Origin of the sequence: Undibacterium sp. Ji42W, assembly GCF_049340405.1 — a bacterium.
Lineage (GTDB): Bacteria > Pseudomonadota > Gammaproteobacteria > Burkholderiales > Burkholderiaceae_D > Undibacterium.
Window position 1 is genome coordinate 221,667 of record NZ_JBMPOV010000009.1, and the last position, 15,108, is coordinate 236,774.

General features: G+C 51.2%; 14 protein-coding genes. 11 read left to right on the forward strand and 3 right to left on the reverse strand.

All coding sequences use genetic code 11. From position 1 onward, the window contains the following. The first annotated feature begins 87 nt into the window (after positions 1–87). From ACO0LG_RS20370 to ACO0LG_RS20405, 8 genes are all read left to right on the forward strand, one after another. Complete coding sequence (locus ACO0LG_RS20370) at positions 88–1,398, forward strand: aspartate aminotransferase family protein (RefSeq protein ID WP_423029387.1); 1,311 nt, start codon at positions 88–90, stop codon at positions 1,396–1,398. A gap of 13 nt (positions 1,399–1,411) precedes the next feature. Continuing rightward, complete coding sequence (locus ACO0LG_RS20375) at positions 1,412–2,911, forward strand: CoA-acylating methylmalonate-semialdehyde dehydrogenase (RefSeq protein ID WP_423029388.1); 1,500 nt, start codon at positions 1,412–1,414, stop codon at positions 2,909–2,911. A gap of 266 nt (positions 2,912–3,177) precedes the next feature. After that, positions 3,178–4,536 (forward strand): NAD(P)-dependent oxidoreductase, encoded by a 1,359-nt coding sequence (locus tag ACO0LG_RS20380; protein ID WP_423029389.1) that lies wholly within the window; start codon positions 3,178–3,180, stop codon positions 4,534–4,536. Between the two features lies 1 nt (position 4,537). Beyond that, positions 4,538–5,812, forward strand: a complete 1,275-nt coding sequence (gene preA, locus ACO0LG_RS20385) for an NAD-dependent dihydropyrimidine dehydrogenase subunit PreA (protein WP_110255749.1) — start codon at positions 4,538–4,540, stop codon at positions 5,810–5,812. 317 nt (positions 5,813–6,129) lie between these two features. Continuing rightward, positions 6,130–7,578, forward strand: a complete 1,449-nt coding sequence (locus ACO0LG_RS20390; protein ID WP_423029390.1) for an NCS1 family nucleobase:cation symporter-1 — start codon at positions 6,130–6,132, stop codon at positions 7,576–7,578. A gap of 215 nt (positions 7,579–7,793) precedes the next feature. Continuing rightward, on the forward strand, positions 7,794–9,206 hold the full coding sequence (gene hydA / locus ACO0LG_RS20395; RefSeq protein ID WP_423029391.1) for a dihydropyrimidinase: 1,413 nt from the start codon (positions 7,794–7,796) through the stop codon (positions 9,204–9,206). Between the two features lie 23 nt (positions 9,207–9,229). After that, complete coding sequence (locus tag ACO0LG_RS20400; RefSeq protein WP_423029392.1) at positions 9,230–10,474, forward strand: Zn-dependent hydrolase; 1,245 nt, start codon at positions 9,230–9,232, stop codon at positions 10,472–10,474. Between the two features lie 239 nt (positions 10,475–10,713). Next, on the forward strand, positions 10,714–11,274 hold the full coding sequence (locus tag ACO0LG_RS20405) for a hypothetical protein (protein WP_423029393.1): 561 nt from the start codon (positions 10,714–10,716) through the stop codon (positions 11,272–11,274). Between the two features lie 237 nt (positions 11,275–11,511). Here ACO0LG_RS20405 and ACO0LG_RS20410 read toward each other — a convergent pair whose 3' ends face one another. Beyond that, complete coding sequence (locus ACO0LG_RS20410; RefSeq protein WP_423029394.1) at positions 11,512–12,492, reverse strand: alpha/beta fold hydrolase; 981 nt, start codon at positions 12,490–12,492, stop codon at positions 11,512–11,514. A gap of 165 nt (positions 12,493–12,657) precedes the next feature. On the opposite strand from ACO0LG_RS20410, the gene ACO0LG_RS20415 reads away from it, so the two are divergent. The 3 genes from ACO0LG_RS20415 to ACO0LG_RS20425 all read left to right on the forward strand — a co-directional run bounded on the left by ACO0LG_RS20415 (position 12,658) and on the right by ACO0LG_RS20425 (position 14,073). After that, positions 12,658–13,092: an Rrf2 family transcriptional regulator gene (locus tag ACO0LG_RS20415; RefSeq protein WP_423029395.1), complete on the forward strand. Its 435-nt coding sequence runs from the start codon at positions 12,658–12,660 to the stop codon at positions 13,090–13,092. Between the two features lie 12 nt (positions 13,093–13,104). Next, a complete protein-coding gene (locus ACO0LG_RS20420) occupies positions 13,105–13,668 on the forward strand; it encodes a hypothetical protein (RefSeq protein ID WP_423029396.1) in 564 nt (187 codons plus the stop codon). Between the two features lie 189 nt (positions 13,669–13,857). Continuing rightward, complete coding sequence (locus ACO0LG_RS20425; protein WP_423029397.1) at positions 13,858–14,073, forward strand: hypothetical protein; 216 nt, start codon at positions 13,858–13,860, stop codon at positions 14,071–14,073. Positions 14,074–14,315: 242 nt separating this feature from the next. Here the strand turns inward: ACO0LG_RS20425 and ACO0LG_RS20430 are convergent, their stop codons facing one another. Together ACO0LG_RS20430 and ACO0LG_RS20435 are read right to left on the reverse strand one after the other, a co-directional pair. Then, positions 14,316–14,597: a LysR substrate-binding domain-containing protein gene (locus ACO0LG_RS20430; RefSeq protein ID WP_423029398.1), complete on the reverse strand. Its 282-nt coding sequence runs from the start codon at positions 14,595–14,597 to the stop codon at positions 14,316–14,318. Next, complete coding sequence (locus ACO0LG_RS20435) at positions 14,588–14,878, reverse strand: LysR substrate-binding domain-containing protein (RefSeq protein WP_423029399.1); 291 nt, start codon at positions 14,876–14,878, stop codon at positions 14,588–14,590. Before ACO0LG_RS20435 ends, ACO0LG_RS20430 begins: the two co-directional genes overlap by 10 nt. Positions 14,879–15,108 lie beyond the last annotated feature (230 nt).

Below are 15,108 nucleotides of genomic sequence, written 5' to 3' on the forward strand. Positions count from 1 at the left end.
GTATATGTCATTACTGCATATGCTTATTTAGCATTTCAGCATATTTTTACCACTTGGTAAATTGTTTTCAGTGTCAAGGAGAAGCCCATGCTCAGCAAACAACAACTCAATTCCTACTGGATGCCTTTCACGGCCAACCGTGACTATAAAGAGGCCCCGCGTCTGGTAGCTTCTGCCTCTGGCATGTACTACCGCGACCAGAATGGCCGCGAGATACTCGATGGCACGGCAGGCCTGTGGTGCGTGCCGCTGGGACATTCCCACCCAACTGTGGTGAAAGCGGTACAAGATGCGGTAGCGACACTGGATTACGCACCTGCCTTCCAGATCGGCCACCCGCAAGCCTTTGAGCTGGCAGAACAGTTGATCGACTATAGCGGCCACAAGTTTGGCCAGGTGTTTTATACCAATTCCGGCTCGGAAGCTGTTGATACGGCCATGAAAATGGTATTGGCCTACCACCGCAACCGCGGCGAAGCCCAGCGCACCCGCTTCATCAGCCGCGAACGTGCATATCACGGCGTAGGCTTTGGCGGCATGTCACTCGGTGGCCTGCCAGCCAACCGCAAACAGTTTGGTACCTTGCTGGCTGGTGTTGATTATCTGCCGCATACACACAATCTGGAAAAAAATGCCTTCACCCGCGGCTTGCCAGAATACGGCACCCACCTCGCAGATGAACTTGAACGCTTGGTCACCCTGCATGATATTTCCACGATCGCTGCCGTTATCGTCGAGCCCTTGGCTGGTTCTGCTGGCGTCATCCTGCCATCAAAAGGCTATCTGAAACGCCTGCGTGAACTGTGCGACAAGCATGGCATCCTGCTGATATTTGATGAAGTCATCACCGGCTTTGGCCGCATGGCGACCCCGTTTGCGTCAGACTACTTTGGTGTCACACCAGACCTGATGACTACAGCCAAGGGCCTGACCAATGGTGTCGTACCTATGGGCGCGGTATTCAGTCATCAAAAAATCTACGATGCCTTGATGGAAGGTCCCGCAGGCATAGAACTGTTCCACGGCTACACCTATTCCGGTCACCCTCTGGCCGTTGCTGCTGGCCTGGCTTCGTTGAAAGTATTCAAGGAAGAAAAAGTACTGGAGCATGCACAAAGCATGACAGCTTATTGGGAAGATGGCCTGCATTCTTTGAAAGGCTTGCCGCATGTTATCGACCTGCGCAATGTCGGCCTGATCGGTGCGATAGAGCTTGAATCCATGCCAGGCAAAGTCGGTGCACGCGCCATGGCAGCCTACAAGAAAGCCTTTGCTGAAGGTGTCTTGGTGCGCACGACAGGCGACATCATCGCCATGTCGCCTCCATTGATACTGGAGAAAAAACACGTAGATCAGCTGTTCGGCAAACTGCACGACATTTTGAAACACCTCGATTAATCCGGCGAACATCATGACCACATATCAAGTCAATCATTACATCAACGGCGAACTGCATCAAAGCGTGCAGCCACGCTTTGCCGATATCTATAATCCTGCACTCGGTTCGGTGCAAGGCCAGGTCGCATTGGGCAGCGAGCAGGACGTTAACCTCGCAGTTGCCGCAGCGACAAAAGCTTTTCCTGCATGGTCAAACACACCAGCCCTGTCACGCGCCCGCGTGCTAATGGCTTATTTGAACCTGCTGCAACAGCACACTGATGAATTTGCCAATTTGCTGACCAAGGAACATGGCAAAACCTTGGCAGACGCCAAGGGTGAAGTCGCCCGTGGCATAGAAGTGGTGGAATTTGCCATAGGCATACCGCAACTATTGAAGGGCGAATATTCTGAACAGATCGCCCGTGGCATCGACGCCTGCAGCATGCGCCAGCCACTGGGTGTCGTCGCCGGTATCACGCCATTCAACTTCCCCGTCATGGTGCCGATGTGGATGTTCCCTATCGCTATCGCCTGCGGTAATACCTTTGTGCTGAAACCGTCTGAACGTGATCCATCTGCATCCTTGTTGCATGCGAAACTGCTCAAGCAGGCTGGTTTGCCAGATGGTGTTTTCAATGTCGTGCAAGGTGACAAGACTGTCGTTGATGCACTGCTTGATCATCCAGAAGTGCAGGCTATCAGCTTTGTCGGTTCTACCCCGATAGCGCAGGCAATCTACGCACGGGGCTGTGCCAATGGCAAGCGCGTGCAGGCACTCGGTGGCGCAAAAAATCACATGGTCGTCATGCCTGATGCTGATCTGGACATGGCAGTCGATGCATTAATGGGCGCAGCTTATGGTTCTGCCGGTGAACGCTGCATGGCCATCTCGGTTGCCGTTGCCGTTGGTTCTGCCGCTGACGCACTGGTCGATGCGATGGCAGCGCGTGTCAAAGCCCTTAAGATCAATAACGGTCTCATCCCCGACGCAGAAATGGGGCCGGTCATTACCCACGCAGCCAAAGAACGCATAGAAAGCCTGATTGGTGATGGCGTCGCAGAGGGTGCAAAACTCGTCGTCGATGGTCGCAATTTCAAAGTGCCCGGACATGAACAAGGCTTCTTCTGTGGCGGCAGCCTGTTCGATCATGTAACGCCAGAAATGACGGTCTATAAGCAGGAAATTTTTGGCCCTGTCTTATGCGTAGTTCGTGTGCCAGACATGGAGGCAGCAGCAGACCTCATCAACAAGCATGAATACGGCAATGGCGTTGCAGTATTCACCCGCGATGGCGGTACTGCGCGTGAATTCGTGCGCATGATACAGGTTGGCATGGTCGGTGTGAATGTGCCCCTGCCTGTGCCCATGGCCTTCCATAGTTTTGGTGGCTGGAAGCGCAGCCTGTTTGGCGATCATCACATCTATGGTCCTGAAGGCGTCCGTTTCTATACACGCGTGAAAGCAGTCATGCAACGCTGGCCGGATAGTATTGGTAAGGGGGCAGAATTTTCATTCCCCCAAAATAAATAAACGCAGGACATTCGAGAAAATCGCCCCAGCTGCGTTGCAGCTTCCGCTTTTGGCAAGACCTGGTACTAAAGTACTGTCTTCGTCACTGCGGTGTAGTCGGGGTTTCAGACAACATGTTGTCTGCCGACGAAACGAACATCCCCTGCAAGGGATGTTCCCCAAAGCGGCAGCCTTGCTGGGACAATTTTTCGTAAGTCCTGAAATAGTAAATTAGCTGTCACGAAAATTGCTTGTAAAAAGAATTCTCAAGATCGATTGGAGCCACCATGTTGGAAGCCCTTAAGCATTTACCCCAGGCAGAAGAAAGTCAGGAAACGCTGCGTTCGCATTTCACTGATTTGAATCCTGCACTGAATAAGCGCCAGGCAGCGATAGAAAGTGACCGCTGCCTCTATTGTTACGACGCTCCCTGCACACGCATCTGCCCGTCAGAAATTGATGTGCCCAGCTTTATCCAGAATATTGCTGTCGGCAACATCAATGGCGCAGCCAAAGTTATTCTCGATCAAAACATCCTCGGTGCAAGTTGCTCACGCGTTTGCCCCACCGAGATTTTGTGCGAGCATGCCTGCGTGCGCAATCATGATGCAGAAGGTGCACCAGTCAACATCGGTCTGCTGCAACGCTTTGCACTCGACAATGCAAAATTTGAGCAACATCCTTTCCAGCGTGCTGCCAGTACAGGTAGAAAAATCGCTATCGTTGGTGCTGGGCCAGCAGGTTTATCCTGTGCGCACAGACTGGCAACATTAGGCCATGATGTCGTGATTTTTGAAGCCAAGAAAAAATCTGGTGGCCTCAATGAATACGGGATCGCCAAATACAAACTGACAGAAGACAGTGCCCAGCGCGAAGTGGAATTCCTGCTGCAAATTGGTGGTATCACCGTCCAGCATGAACAGGTACTGGGCCAGAACCTGCATCTGGCAGATTTGCGCCGCGATTATGATGCCGTCTTCTTGGGTCTTGGTCTGGGTGCCAGCCGCCAGTTGGGCCTGACAGGTGAAGATGCGCCCGGTTTGATGGCAGCGGTAGATTACATCGCCGAGCTGCGTCAGGCAGAAGATCTGACCAAATTGCCGGTGCCCAAACAATGTGTGGTCATTGGCGCTGGTAATACCGCCATTGATATGGCTGTGCAAATCGCCCGCCTTGGTGCAGAGCAGGTTACCCTCGTGTACCGCCGTGGTGCAGAGCATATGTCTGCTACTCACCATGAACAGGATATCGCCAAAGCCAACCAGGTACGCATCGTCACCTGGGCGCAACCGCAAGAAGTCTTGCGTGATGCCGAAGGCAAGGTCAGTGGCATGCGTTTTGCCCGCACTAAAGAAGTTGGTGGCAAATTGCAAGCCAGTGGTGCCACTATCGATATTCCTGCACAAGCCATTTTCAAGGCCATAGGCCAAAGCATGGACAACAGCAGTTTGTCAGATGCCCTTGCAAAAGACCTGCAAAAGCAGAATGACAAAATCCATGTGGATGCCCATTACCGCACCAGCGTATCCGGCATTTATGCCGGTGGCGATTGTATCGCCGACGGGCAGGACTTGACGGTACAGGCAGTCCAACATGGCAAGCTGGCAGCGCTGGCGATTGATAATGATTTGAAAGCGAAGGTGTAATATGGCTGACCTCTCGATTAACTTTGCTGGCATCAAGGCACCCAATCCTTTCTGGCTGGCTTCCGCACCACCGACCGACAAGGCCTATAACGTCATCCGCGCTTTTGAAGCAGGCTGGGGCGGTGTGGTCTGGAAAACCCTGGGCGAAGATCCACCACCGGTCAACGTCTCTTCGCGTTACTCTGCCCACTTTGGCAAGAACCGCGAAGTCATTGGCTTTAATAACATCGAACTGATCACCGACCGCAGCCTGGAAATCAACCTGCGCGAAATCACGCAAGTCAAAAAAGACTGGCCAGACCGCGCCATGATCGTGTCCCTGATGTACCCCTGCGAAGAAGAAAGCTGGGCACGCATCCTGCCACTGGTAGAAGCCACAGGCGCAGATGGCATAGAACTCAATTTCGGCTGCCCGCATGGCATGCCAGAACGCGGTATGGGCGCAGCCGTAGGCCAGGTGCCAGAATACGTAGAGATGATCACGCGCTGGTGCAAGAAGTATTGCTCACTGCCCGTCATCGTCAAGCTCACACCCAACATCACCGACGTACGCGTACCAGCCCGTGCTGCCTTCAATGGCGGTGCAGATGCGGTGTCGCTGATCAACACCATCAACTCCATCACGTCTATTGATCTTGACCAGATGATCGCCCGCCCCATCGTCGGCACGCAAAGCACGCATGGCGGTTACTGCGGCAGTGCAGTCAAGCCCATCGCTTTGAACATGGTGGCAGAAATCGCCCGTGACCCGGCCACCAAGGGTCTGCCTATTTCAGGTATAGGCGGCATAGGCAACTGGCGCGATGCAGCAGAGTTCCTGGCGCTGGGTGCTGGCTCGGTGCAGGTATGCACCGCCGCCATGCTGCATGGTTTTCGCATCGTCAAGGAAATGACAGATGGCCTGTCACGCTGGATGGATGAAAAAGGTTACGAACGCATCAGTGACTTTGCCGGTAAAGCTGTCGCCAATACGACAGACTGGAAATACCTGGACATGAACTATGCCGTTATTGCCGAGATCGACCAGGACAAATGCATACAATGCGGCCGCTGCTACATCGCCTGCGAAGACACTTCGCACCAGTCCATCGCGCAACTGATCGCCGACAATGGCACCCGCAAATACGAAGTCATCAAGGAAGAATGCGTAGGCTGCAACCTCTGCCAGATCACCTGCCCGGTAGAACAGTGCATCACCATGGTGCCCCAGGCGACTGGCAAGCCATATATGAACTGGACGCAAGACCCACGCAACCCGCGTGCGGTGTTGAAATAGGTTTAAAACCACTCACCACAGAGACACCGAGACACAGAGAAAGGCTAGAGAAATTAGAGGGTTGCGATAGTAGTTTGGTTTATATTGAATTTCAATGTGTTGTTAGATAACGATGTTGGAATGAAGTTTGCTACAAATCTGTTATAAAGTAAGTATGCAAACATCATCCGATCTCTAAATGCTGAGACACAGAGAAAGGCAAAAGAAACCATTGGTTTTCTCTTGATTTTCTCTGTGTCTCGGTGTCTCTGTGGTGAGAGGTCTTAATAGATGTTAGTTATCGCTAAATTTACTTGCTGACACCTAATGGAGAGTATATGCAGACACAAAGCGGGCAACTTTGGAATGAGGATTTAGCACCTACTTCAGAAGCACAGCGCACCTGGCGCTGGTATCACTTTGCCGCTTTATGGGTGGGTATGGTCATGTGTATCCCGGCCTATACCCTGGCGGCGAGCCTCATCGAAGGCGGCATGTCAGGTTATCAGGCAGTCGTGACCGTGTTTATTGCCAATGCCATTGTGCTCGTCCCCATGTTGCTGATAGGTCATGCCGGTGCCAAATACGGCATACCTTATGCGGTGCTGGCCCGCACCTCGTTTGGTGTGCGCGGCGCACGCTTGCCTGCCCTCATGCGTGCCATCGTCGCCTGCGGCTGGTATGGCATACAAACCTGGTTTGGCGGGCAAATGATTTATACCCTGGGTGGGGTGTTGATCGGCCATCCGCTCGGTGGTGACAATATTGCCGGTCTGGGCATTAACGCAGCGCAACTGGTTTGTTTCCTGATTTTCTGGGCCATACAGTTCTGGTATATCTTCCACGGCATGGAATCCATACGCAAGCTGGAAACCTGTACCGCACCTTTGAAGATCATCATCTGTTTCGTTTTGTTGGGCTGGGTCTATAACAAGGCGGGTGGCTTTGGCCCCATCCTTGATCAACCATCGCAATTCGTTGAAGGCGGTAAAAAAGCCGGGCAATTCTGGAGCACCTTCTGGCCTTCACTGACAGCCATGGTTGGCTTCTGGGCTACGCTGGCCCTGAACATCCCCGACTTTACCCGTTTTGCCAAATCGCAAAAAGACCAGATCCTTGGCCAGACCATAGGCTTGCCTGCGCCGATGGGTCTGCTGGCCCTGCTGGCGGTGATCGTCACTTCTGCCACCGTTGTCCTGTATGGCAAAGCCCTGTGGGACCCAGTAGACCTCGCCAGCCGCATGACTGGCGTTGCCGTATTGATCGCCTTGCTGATCTTGCTGATAGACACAGTATCCGTCAACCTGGCCGCCAACCTGGTTGGCCCGGCTTATGATTTTTCAGCCCTGAACCCTAAACTGATTTCGTATGAAACTGGTGGCTATATCACCGCATCCATCGCCCTGATCATGATGCCGTGGAAGATACTGGAATCCACCCAGGGCTATATCTTCACCTGGTTGATCGGCTATTCCGCCTTGCTTGGCCCCATTGCTGGTATTTTGATTATCGATTATTACTTCATCCGCAAGACAGAGATTGATGTCAATGCCTTGTATCAGGATGAAGGCAAGTACAGCTATAAAAATGGCTGGAACATGGCCGCCGTGATCGCTTTCGTGATCGGCGTCTTGCCGAATATCGCGGGTTTTTTGAATGCGGCTTTCCCTGCCAGCTTCCCGGCTATTCCAGAAGTATTAAAAACCATCTACACCTATGCCTGGTTCGTCGGCCTCGCCTTGTCCGGGGTAGTGTATATGGGTTTGATGAGTGGTAAGAAGGTTTGAATTTTGAATGTGTAAAATCACGGGATATTAACGTAGGTTGGGCCGGGCTTCGCTAGGCAATGCTTTATCTGCCCAATACTGGGCCTGGAAATGACGTATACGTTTTTGAAAGCCGAGTGTTGGGCTGATGCCCGTAGCCCAACCTACACTCCGACCTAACCACGGTACGCAACCCCGTAATCTCGCACACCCAATGAATTAATGAAGGAACTGTCATGACCATCCTGATACGCGGCGGCACTGTCGTCAACGCAGACCGCGAATTTAAAGCCGATGTCCTTTGCGACAATGGCAAGATTATCGCCGTAGGCGACAATCTCGATGCACCTGCGGGTGCCGAAATTATCGACGCTGGCGGCCTCTACGTCATGCCCGGCGGCATAGACCCGCACACGCACATGCAATTGCCCTTCATGGGCACGGTCACCCAAGATGATTTCTTTACCGGCACGGCTGCTGGCCTGGCGGGCGGTACGACGAGCATCATCGACTTCGTCATCCCCAACCCGCAACAAAGCCTGATGGAAGCCTTCAACATATGGCGCACCTGGGCAGAAAAATCTGCCGGTGATTATTCCTTCCACGTCGCCGTTACCTGGTGGGATGAGACTGTCCATGCCGACATGGGCAAGCTCGTCAATGAACATGGCGTCAACAGCTTCAAGCATTTCATGGCCTACAAGAACGCCATCATGGCTGATGATGAAATCCTGGTCAAAAGCTTTTCCCGCGCACTGGAACTCGGTGCCATACCGACCGTGCATGCAGAAAACGGTGAACTCGTTTATATGTTGCAGCAAGAGCTCATAAAAAAAGGCATGACAAGCCCGCAGTCTCACTCACTGTCACGCCCGCCCATGGTAGAAGGCGAAGCCGCTCAGCGCGCGATTGCCATTGCCAACGTGCTTAACACGCCGCTGTATATCGTCCACGTATCCTGCCAGGAATCGCTGGACGCCATCACCCGCGCCCGTGCCCATGGACAGCGCGTGTTCGGTGAAGTGCTGGCAGGCCATCTCGTTGTTGATGACAGTGTTTACAAGAACCCGGATTTTGTCCAGTCCGCAGGCCATGTCATGAGCCCACCTTTCCGCAGCAGCCATCATCAAGAGGCATTGTGGCAAGGCCTGCAAGGCGGCAATCTGCATACCACCGCCACTGATCACTGCACCTTCTGTGCGGCCCAAAAAGCCGCAGGCAAGGATGACTTCACCAAGATACCCAACGGCTGCGGCGGCGTAGAAGAACGCATGATGATCTTGTGGGATGCAGGTGTGAACACAGGTCGCCTGACGCCATCAGAATTCGTCAAGGTCACCTCCGCCAACTGTGCGCAGATTTTCAATATCTATCCACGCAAAGGTGTCATTACTGAAGGGGCAGATGCCGACATCGTGCTGTGGGATGTCAATGGCACCAAGACACTGTCCGCCAAAACACAATTCTCCAAAGGCGACTTCAATATTTTTGAAGGCCGCACCGTCAAAGGCATACCAACCCACACCATCAGCGGTGGCAAGCTGGTGTTCAAACAAGGTGAATTAATGGCAGAGATGGGAGCAGGGCGTTATATCAAGCGTCCGTCCTTCTCGCCCATGTTTCAAGCGCTGAATAAAATGCGCGCTTAAGGACTTACTGTAAAGGATTCAACATGTCTACCGCAAATTTACGTATCAATGGAGACCGCCTCTGGGCCTCATTGATGGAACTGGCACAAATCGGTGCCACCCCAAAAGGTGGCGTCAAACGCCTGGCCCTGACTGATCTCGACAAACAAGGCCGCGACCTCGTCGTCTCCTGGGCCAAGCAGGCTGGCCTTGCAGTCACCATAGACCAGATAGGCAATGTCTTCATGCGCAGGGCAGGCAAGAACCCGGCACTGCCACCCATCATGTCCGGCAGCCATATTGATACGCAGCCCACAGGCGGCAAGTTCGACGGCAACTACGGCGTGCTGGCCGCACTCGAAGTGGTGCGCACCCTCAATGACCACAACATAGAAACAGAGGCACCAATCGAAGTCGCCTTCTGGACCAATGAAGAAGGCTCACGCTTCGTTCCCGTCATGATGGGTTCAGGCGTATTCTGCGGCGCATTCTCGCTGGAAACAGCTTACGCCGCCAAAGACACCGAAGGCAAAACCGTAGGCGATGAGCTAGCACGCATAGGCTACAAAGGCACAGAAGTGCCAGGCCAGCATCCCATCGGTGCCTACTTTGAAACCCATATAGAACAAGGCCCGGTACTCGAAGATGCCGACAAGGTCATCGGCGTTGTCCCCGGTGTGCTTGGCCTCTCATGGTACGACTGCATCGTCACCGGCATGGAAGCCCACGCAGGCCCCACCCCCATGGCCCTGCGCAAAGACGCCCTGCAAATCTCCACTAAAATCATGCAAGAAGTCGTCAACATCGGCAACCGCTACCCGCCCTATGGCCGTGGCACGGTAGGCATGGTGCAGGTGTTCCCCAACAGCCGCAACGTCATCCCCGGTGAAGTCAAATTCAGCATGGACTTGCGCAATGTCTCCGCAGAATTACTGGACACCATGCACAATGAAATCCTCGCCTTCGTCGACAAAACCAGCAAAGACAGTGGCCTGAGCATCAGCGTAGAACGCGTATCCTACTACCCCCCATGCCCTTTCCACCCAGACTGCGTCAACGCCGTGCGAGAAGCTACAGCTACCCTGGGTTACAGCACCATGGACGTCGTCTCCGGTGCAGGCCACGACGCCATCTACACCGCCAGACTGGCCCCGTCAGGTATGATCTTCGTGCCCTGCAAGGATGGCATCAGTCACAATGAAATTGAAGATGCAAAATCAGAACACCTGGAGGCCGGGTGCAATGTGTTGTTGCATGCGATGCTGGGGCGTGCTGGGGTGGTCGGATAATTTATTTTACTCAAACAAATTTTGCTAAGCTCCTGATTTATCAAGAGCGTCTGCTGCAATTTTTTTTGAGAGAGGAATTCGTATGGATTTAACATTATTTTTGAATTCCTCTCTTGTGATGATCTTTATTTCACGGTATTAATAAATAAATATTTATTTTTGATACGGCTTGATTTTCAGAATATGAATATATTTTGTGTAGTATGGATAACTATTTCAATTCTGGATGATTAGTGAGTATGAAGACTAAATTACTGTTAATAGCATTGCTTCTCTGTCTTGGCGCCTGCGATAGCACAACTTTTGATAATGCCATGCGAAGGGCAGTTCGTGAAAAACTCAAAGACCCCGATTCGGCGAAATGGGGAGAATCATATGCCTACAAAAATCGCGCCTGCCTTGAAGTCAATTCCAAAAATTCCTTTGGCGGTTATGCAGGGAAGCAGGTTGCCTGGTTAAGAACATTTGATTCTGGAGCAAGCTGGTATGTCAATAAAATTGAGGAAGCCGAGTGCTTCGAAGCACCAGTAAAGAAACTTGCTGAGAATGATGAGGCTGAAAAAGTGGCTGAGGAAAAGGTGCTGGAAATACTTAAATCAAAAGCTTATAAAATCACCGCTCAAGAACTATCAATGCTGGACAAAAATAGCCCATCAACCGATAAATGTCTGTTACAAGCACAAGACGCACTGACTTCAAAGAGGCTGGCTATTCAGGCAAACGAAGTAGAAAAGTTTGCATGGGAAATGGAATATGAAAATAAGATAAAGCTTGTCATTTCTGGTGATTGTAAAAGTTAATGATAGTGCAGGCGGCAGAGCTTGCTTGAATGTTTAACCAAGTACAGATCGCTTCTCATTGCTGAGTATGCAAAGTTGGGGTAGGGCTGTAGTGGTGAAGTATTACATCTTAAGTGATTTATGCAGGATTTGAAACTATGCTCGCTGCAAAACTGGAAGATATCAGATCTGAACCAGTTTTACAGCGAGCATTATTTTTGCGAGTTGTAATGGCGAAAAGTGGGAATTTTTTGCTATTTAAAGCGCATGCAAAAAATCAATAATCGCTTTATTGACGACCTCAGGTTTTTCTTGTGGCACCCAATGGCCACACTCAGGTATCCTTATACAGCCGCGTAACATAGGTGCCAGTGCAGGCATGTTTGCGATGATCTCTTCCATGCCTGGCATGTTTAAACCCGCATCTGCTTCACCTGCTATATATAGTGCACGTACATCTACCCGCATGCCTATCAAGGCAGATTGTAATTCCCAGTTTCTATCCAGATTTCTGTAGAAATTCAAACCGCCGCGAAAGCCGCTGATGGCATACGCTTTAATATATTCATCCAGATCAGCTTGTGAGAGCCATGTCGGTAAATGTAGAGGTAAAGGCAGTGATGCAAGCAAGCCATAGTCACGCGACACCATACTGAAGGGATTCGCTGCGGCCTGGCCTGGCTCATCACTTCTTGCTTCAGCGGATGCTGCGCAGAGTATTTTACGTAAGGTGCTTGCGATGTCTTTTTCAAATTCCTTCTCTGCCACGCCTTCATCCTGAAAGTACAGGGTATAAAACAGTTCTAAGGCCGTTTGTGGAAATAATTTCGTCGGTGGCATGGGTGGCTGCCCCATCAGCGGCACACCGATTCCAACCACGCCACGAAAACGGTCGGGTCGCATCAGTGCTGCCTGCCATGCCAGTGTCGCTCCCCAGTCATTGCCGACGATCACCGCATCTTTAGCACCAAGAGTATCGAGAAGCCCGACCATATCGCCCACCAGATGCATCAAGGTATATTGATCTACCCTGGCTGGCCTGTCTGATCCACCATAGCCACGCAAGTCCGGCGCGACAACATGATATCCAGCAGCCGCCAGTGCCGGAATCTGATGCCTCCAGGCATAAGAAGTTTCCGGAAAACCATGGCACAGCAAAACAAGCGGCCCCTCACCCTGTTCTGCAACATTCATAGTGATGCCGTTCGCTTGCACCTGGCGATATGTCAAGTTAGTCATAAGCACTCCATAGGTTGGTACGCACTGCATTCCCATTCGTGGGGGGAGGGCAGCGCAGTAATTTTCTCATATCGCAATATTTGAAGTTACGATATCACGTAAAAAAGTATACTGCAACTCCACATGTTACGATATCGTATCGAATTGCTGGCTATGGACATAAAAATGAGACTCGATTACCGACTGGCGCGCATGCTACATGTACTGATACATATCTATGGTCGCCAGGGGGCTGCTACATCAGAAGACATTGCGAGAATGCTTAAAACCAATCCGGTCGTTGTAAGACGCACCATGTCGGGTTTGAGAAATGCCGGTTATGTACGCTCTACGCAGGGGAGAGGCGGTGGCTGGGAAATCATTGTGGATCTGAAAAAGGTCAGCGTGCTTGACATCTATCAGGCCCTTGACCGCCCAGCAATCTACGCCATGGGTGCAGCAGATGATCACCCTGATTGTCCGGTAGAACGGGCCGTCACCAGTGTACTTGACCGTACTTTTATGAATGCCGAAAAAGCCTTGCTTGAAGAATTTGGCAAGCTTATGCTGTCCGATTTTATTCCGGTCAGCAATCTCAGGGCTGGTAGTTCTTATAATTAAGGGATCAAAAAAATGATTTTAGAAATTTCCAATCTAAAGCAGCGCATGTCTGAAGGTGGCAATTGGCAATCATTTCATGATGAAATTACCGCTTTACATACAAAAGCCACGACTGAAGAAGAATATGTAATTTTGCTTGAGGCCCATGCAATTCTTGTCGAATTAAGTAAATCTTGTTTTGATGATGCGACTTATCGGAGACTGCTACCAATAATTGCATCTGAATATCTTTTGTTGCTGAATAAAGAAGCGACGCAGAACGGATTAGTAAATTCTAATTTGTTAGAACGTATAACACGGAGAGAAGTAGAAACAGGCAGACTTGATCCAAATGATGAGTTCAGGAAACTCGCTGTGGCCGGAGAGGATATGATCGGCAAAACTTCAGGTGTAACTGCTCATAAGTGCAAACATGGAGATTGGTTCTTCTATGGAATGTCATTTGCTACTATCCTCGTTTACGGGCTTGAGATGATTTCGTGGTCGCCACTTTGGTTGATCGTGATAGGTCTTGTAGCTGGTTGGAAAATCAACGAACGCGAACGAAGTAAAATTAAAAATCTGCGGGCTCATTAAAATAGATACTTTCTAATTACATACGCATACTGATTCTAAATTCTAATCTGCGAGAAGTCCTTCAACTGCCATTGGACATCATCATTTAGTTATGCCACGCGCCCGAAACGGAAATTCCGCAGATTATTAAGTCGCATATCCAACCCTTCCTAGATGACTATATCCGGCTGATAGTTCAATACTGTCAGCATGAATTTTAGTCTTGTCGGTCTCTCCGGTCGCTGTATCTTTACCTTGCCTGCGGATGGCAAAGTCAGTTCTGTTGCGGGCAATGCCACCCTTGAACTGTTCACAGATAGCACGACGCTGCGCACACCTAAATTTGAGAGCGTCAAATCATGGACCTTGGAATCGCTGTTCGAGCGAGCGGACTTACTGGCCGGCCATGTCATCGCGGATTGCTGATAGCCGAGAAAAAATTTTCTGATTTCCTGTTTATTCGTTCTTCTTTCCAGAAAAACACCCACAATCGCATCAGCAACGGCCCTGACCCACGCAGCGCGGGCAAGATGCGCCTTGCATGACCAGCCACACATCATAGCTGTCTTTCTGCTCTGGTCACAGGCGGGTGAGTAGTGGATCGTTCTCTGCGATGTGGACTGCCAGTTCCGCAATGCCCATGCCAGCACGCACGGCTTCCAGCATCATCATCGCGCTGCTGACTTCCATGGTGACGCGGGCGTTGGTGATGGGCAGGCCGCAATTTTTTCTGCGTGGCGGGGTGCGATGCGGTGCTGGTAGGTGATGATGTCGTGGCCTTCGAGGCCTTTGCTGTCTGCTGTTACTTCATGTTCTTTCAGATAGGATTTTGCCGCGAACAGGCCCAGCTCGCGCTTGGTCAGGTGGCGGGCTATGAGGCCGGGGTCGGTGGGTCTGACGAGGCGTGCGGCAATGTCGGCTTCGCGCCGGGTGAGGTTGCTCAGTTGCATTGGGTGCTCAGTACGATGCGGATATCGGGATGGCTGGCGTGCAGCTTTTGCATGGCGGGGATGACGAAGTGGCTGGCCATGGTATCGGACGTGGCAACACGCACTACGCCTGACAGGTGGTTGTCTATCCCGGCGACTTCACGCTGTATTTTGTCCGAGGCTTTTCCATCATCTCTGCGGCTACCAGTGCATGTTCGCCTGCTGGTGTCGCCACATAACCTGAAGGTGCGCGCAAGAACAGTCGCCCATTCACGGCTTGCTCTAGCGCGATAAATCGCCAAGAAAATCCAGGTGTGGTTTCAATCCATGATTAAGCCAGTCATTCCTGTGTTCATATTTGGACAGGACTTACACATCACCACACTATAAATTTTCCAAACTCGTAACAATTTGTAAAAATTGTTCTTGTGATCACTGCCCGAATAATGGATACTTTGCCAGCTTCCATTTGCTTTTCTGCCTTTTCTGTTCGTCCCATCCATTTTGTTTATTTGCAGTAATTCTCTACGTT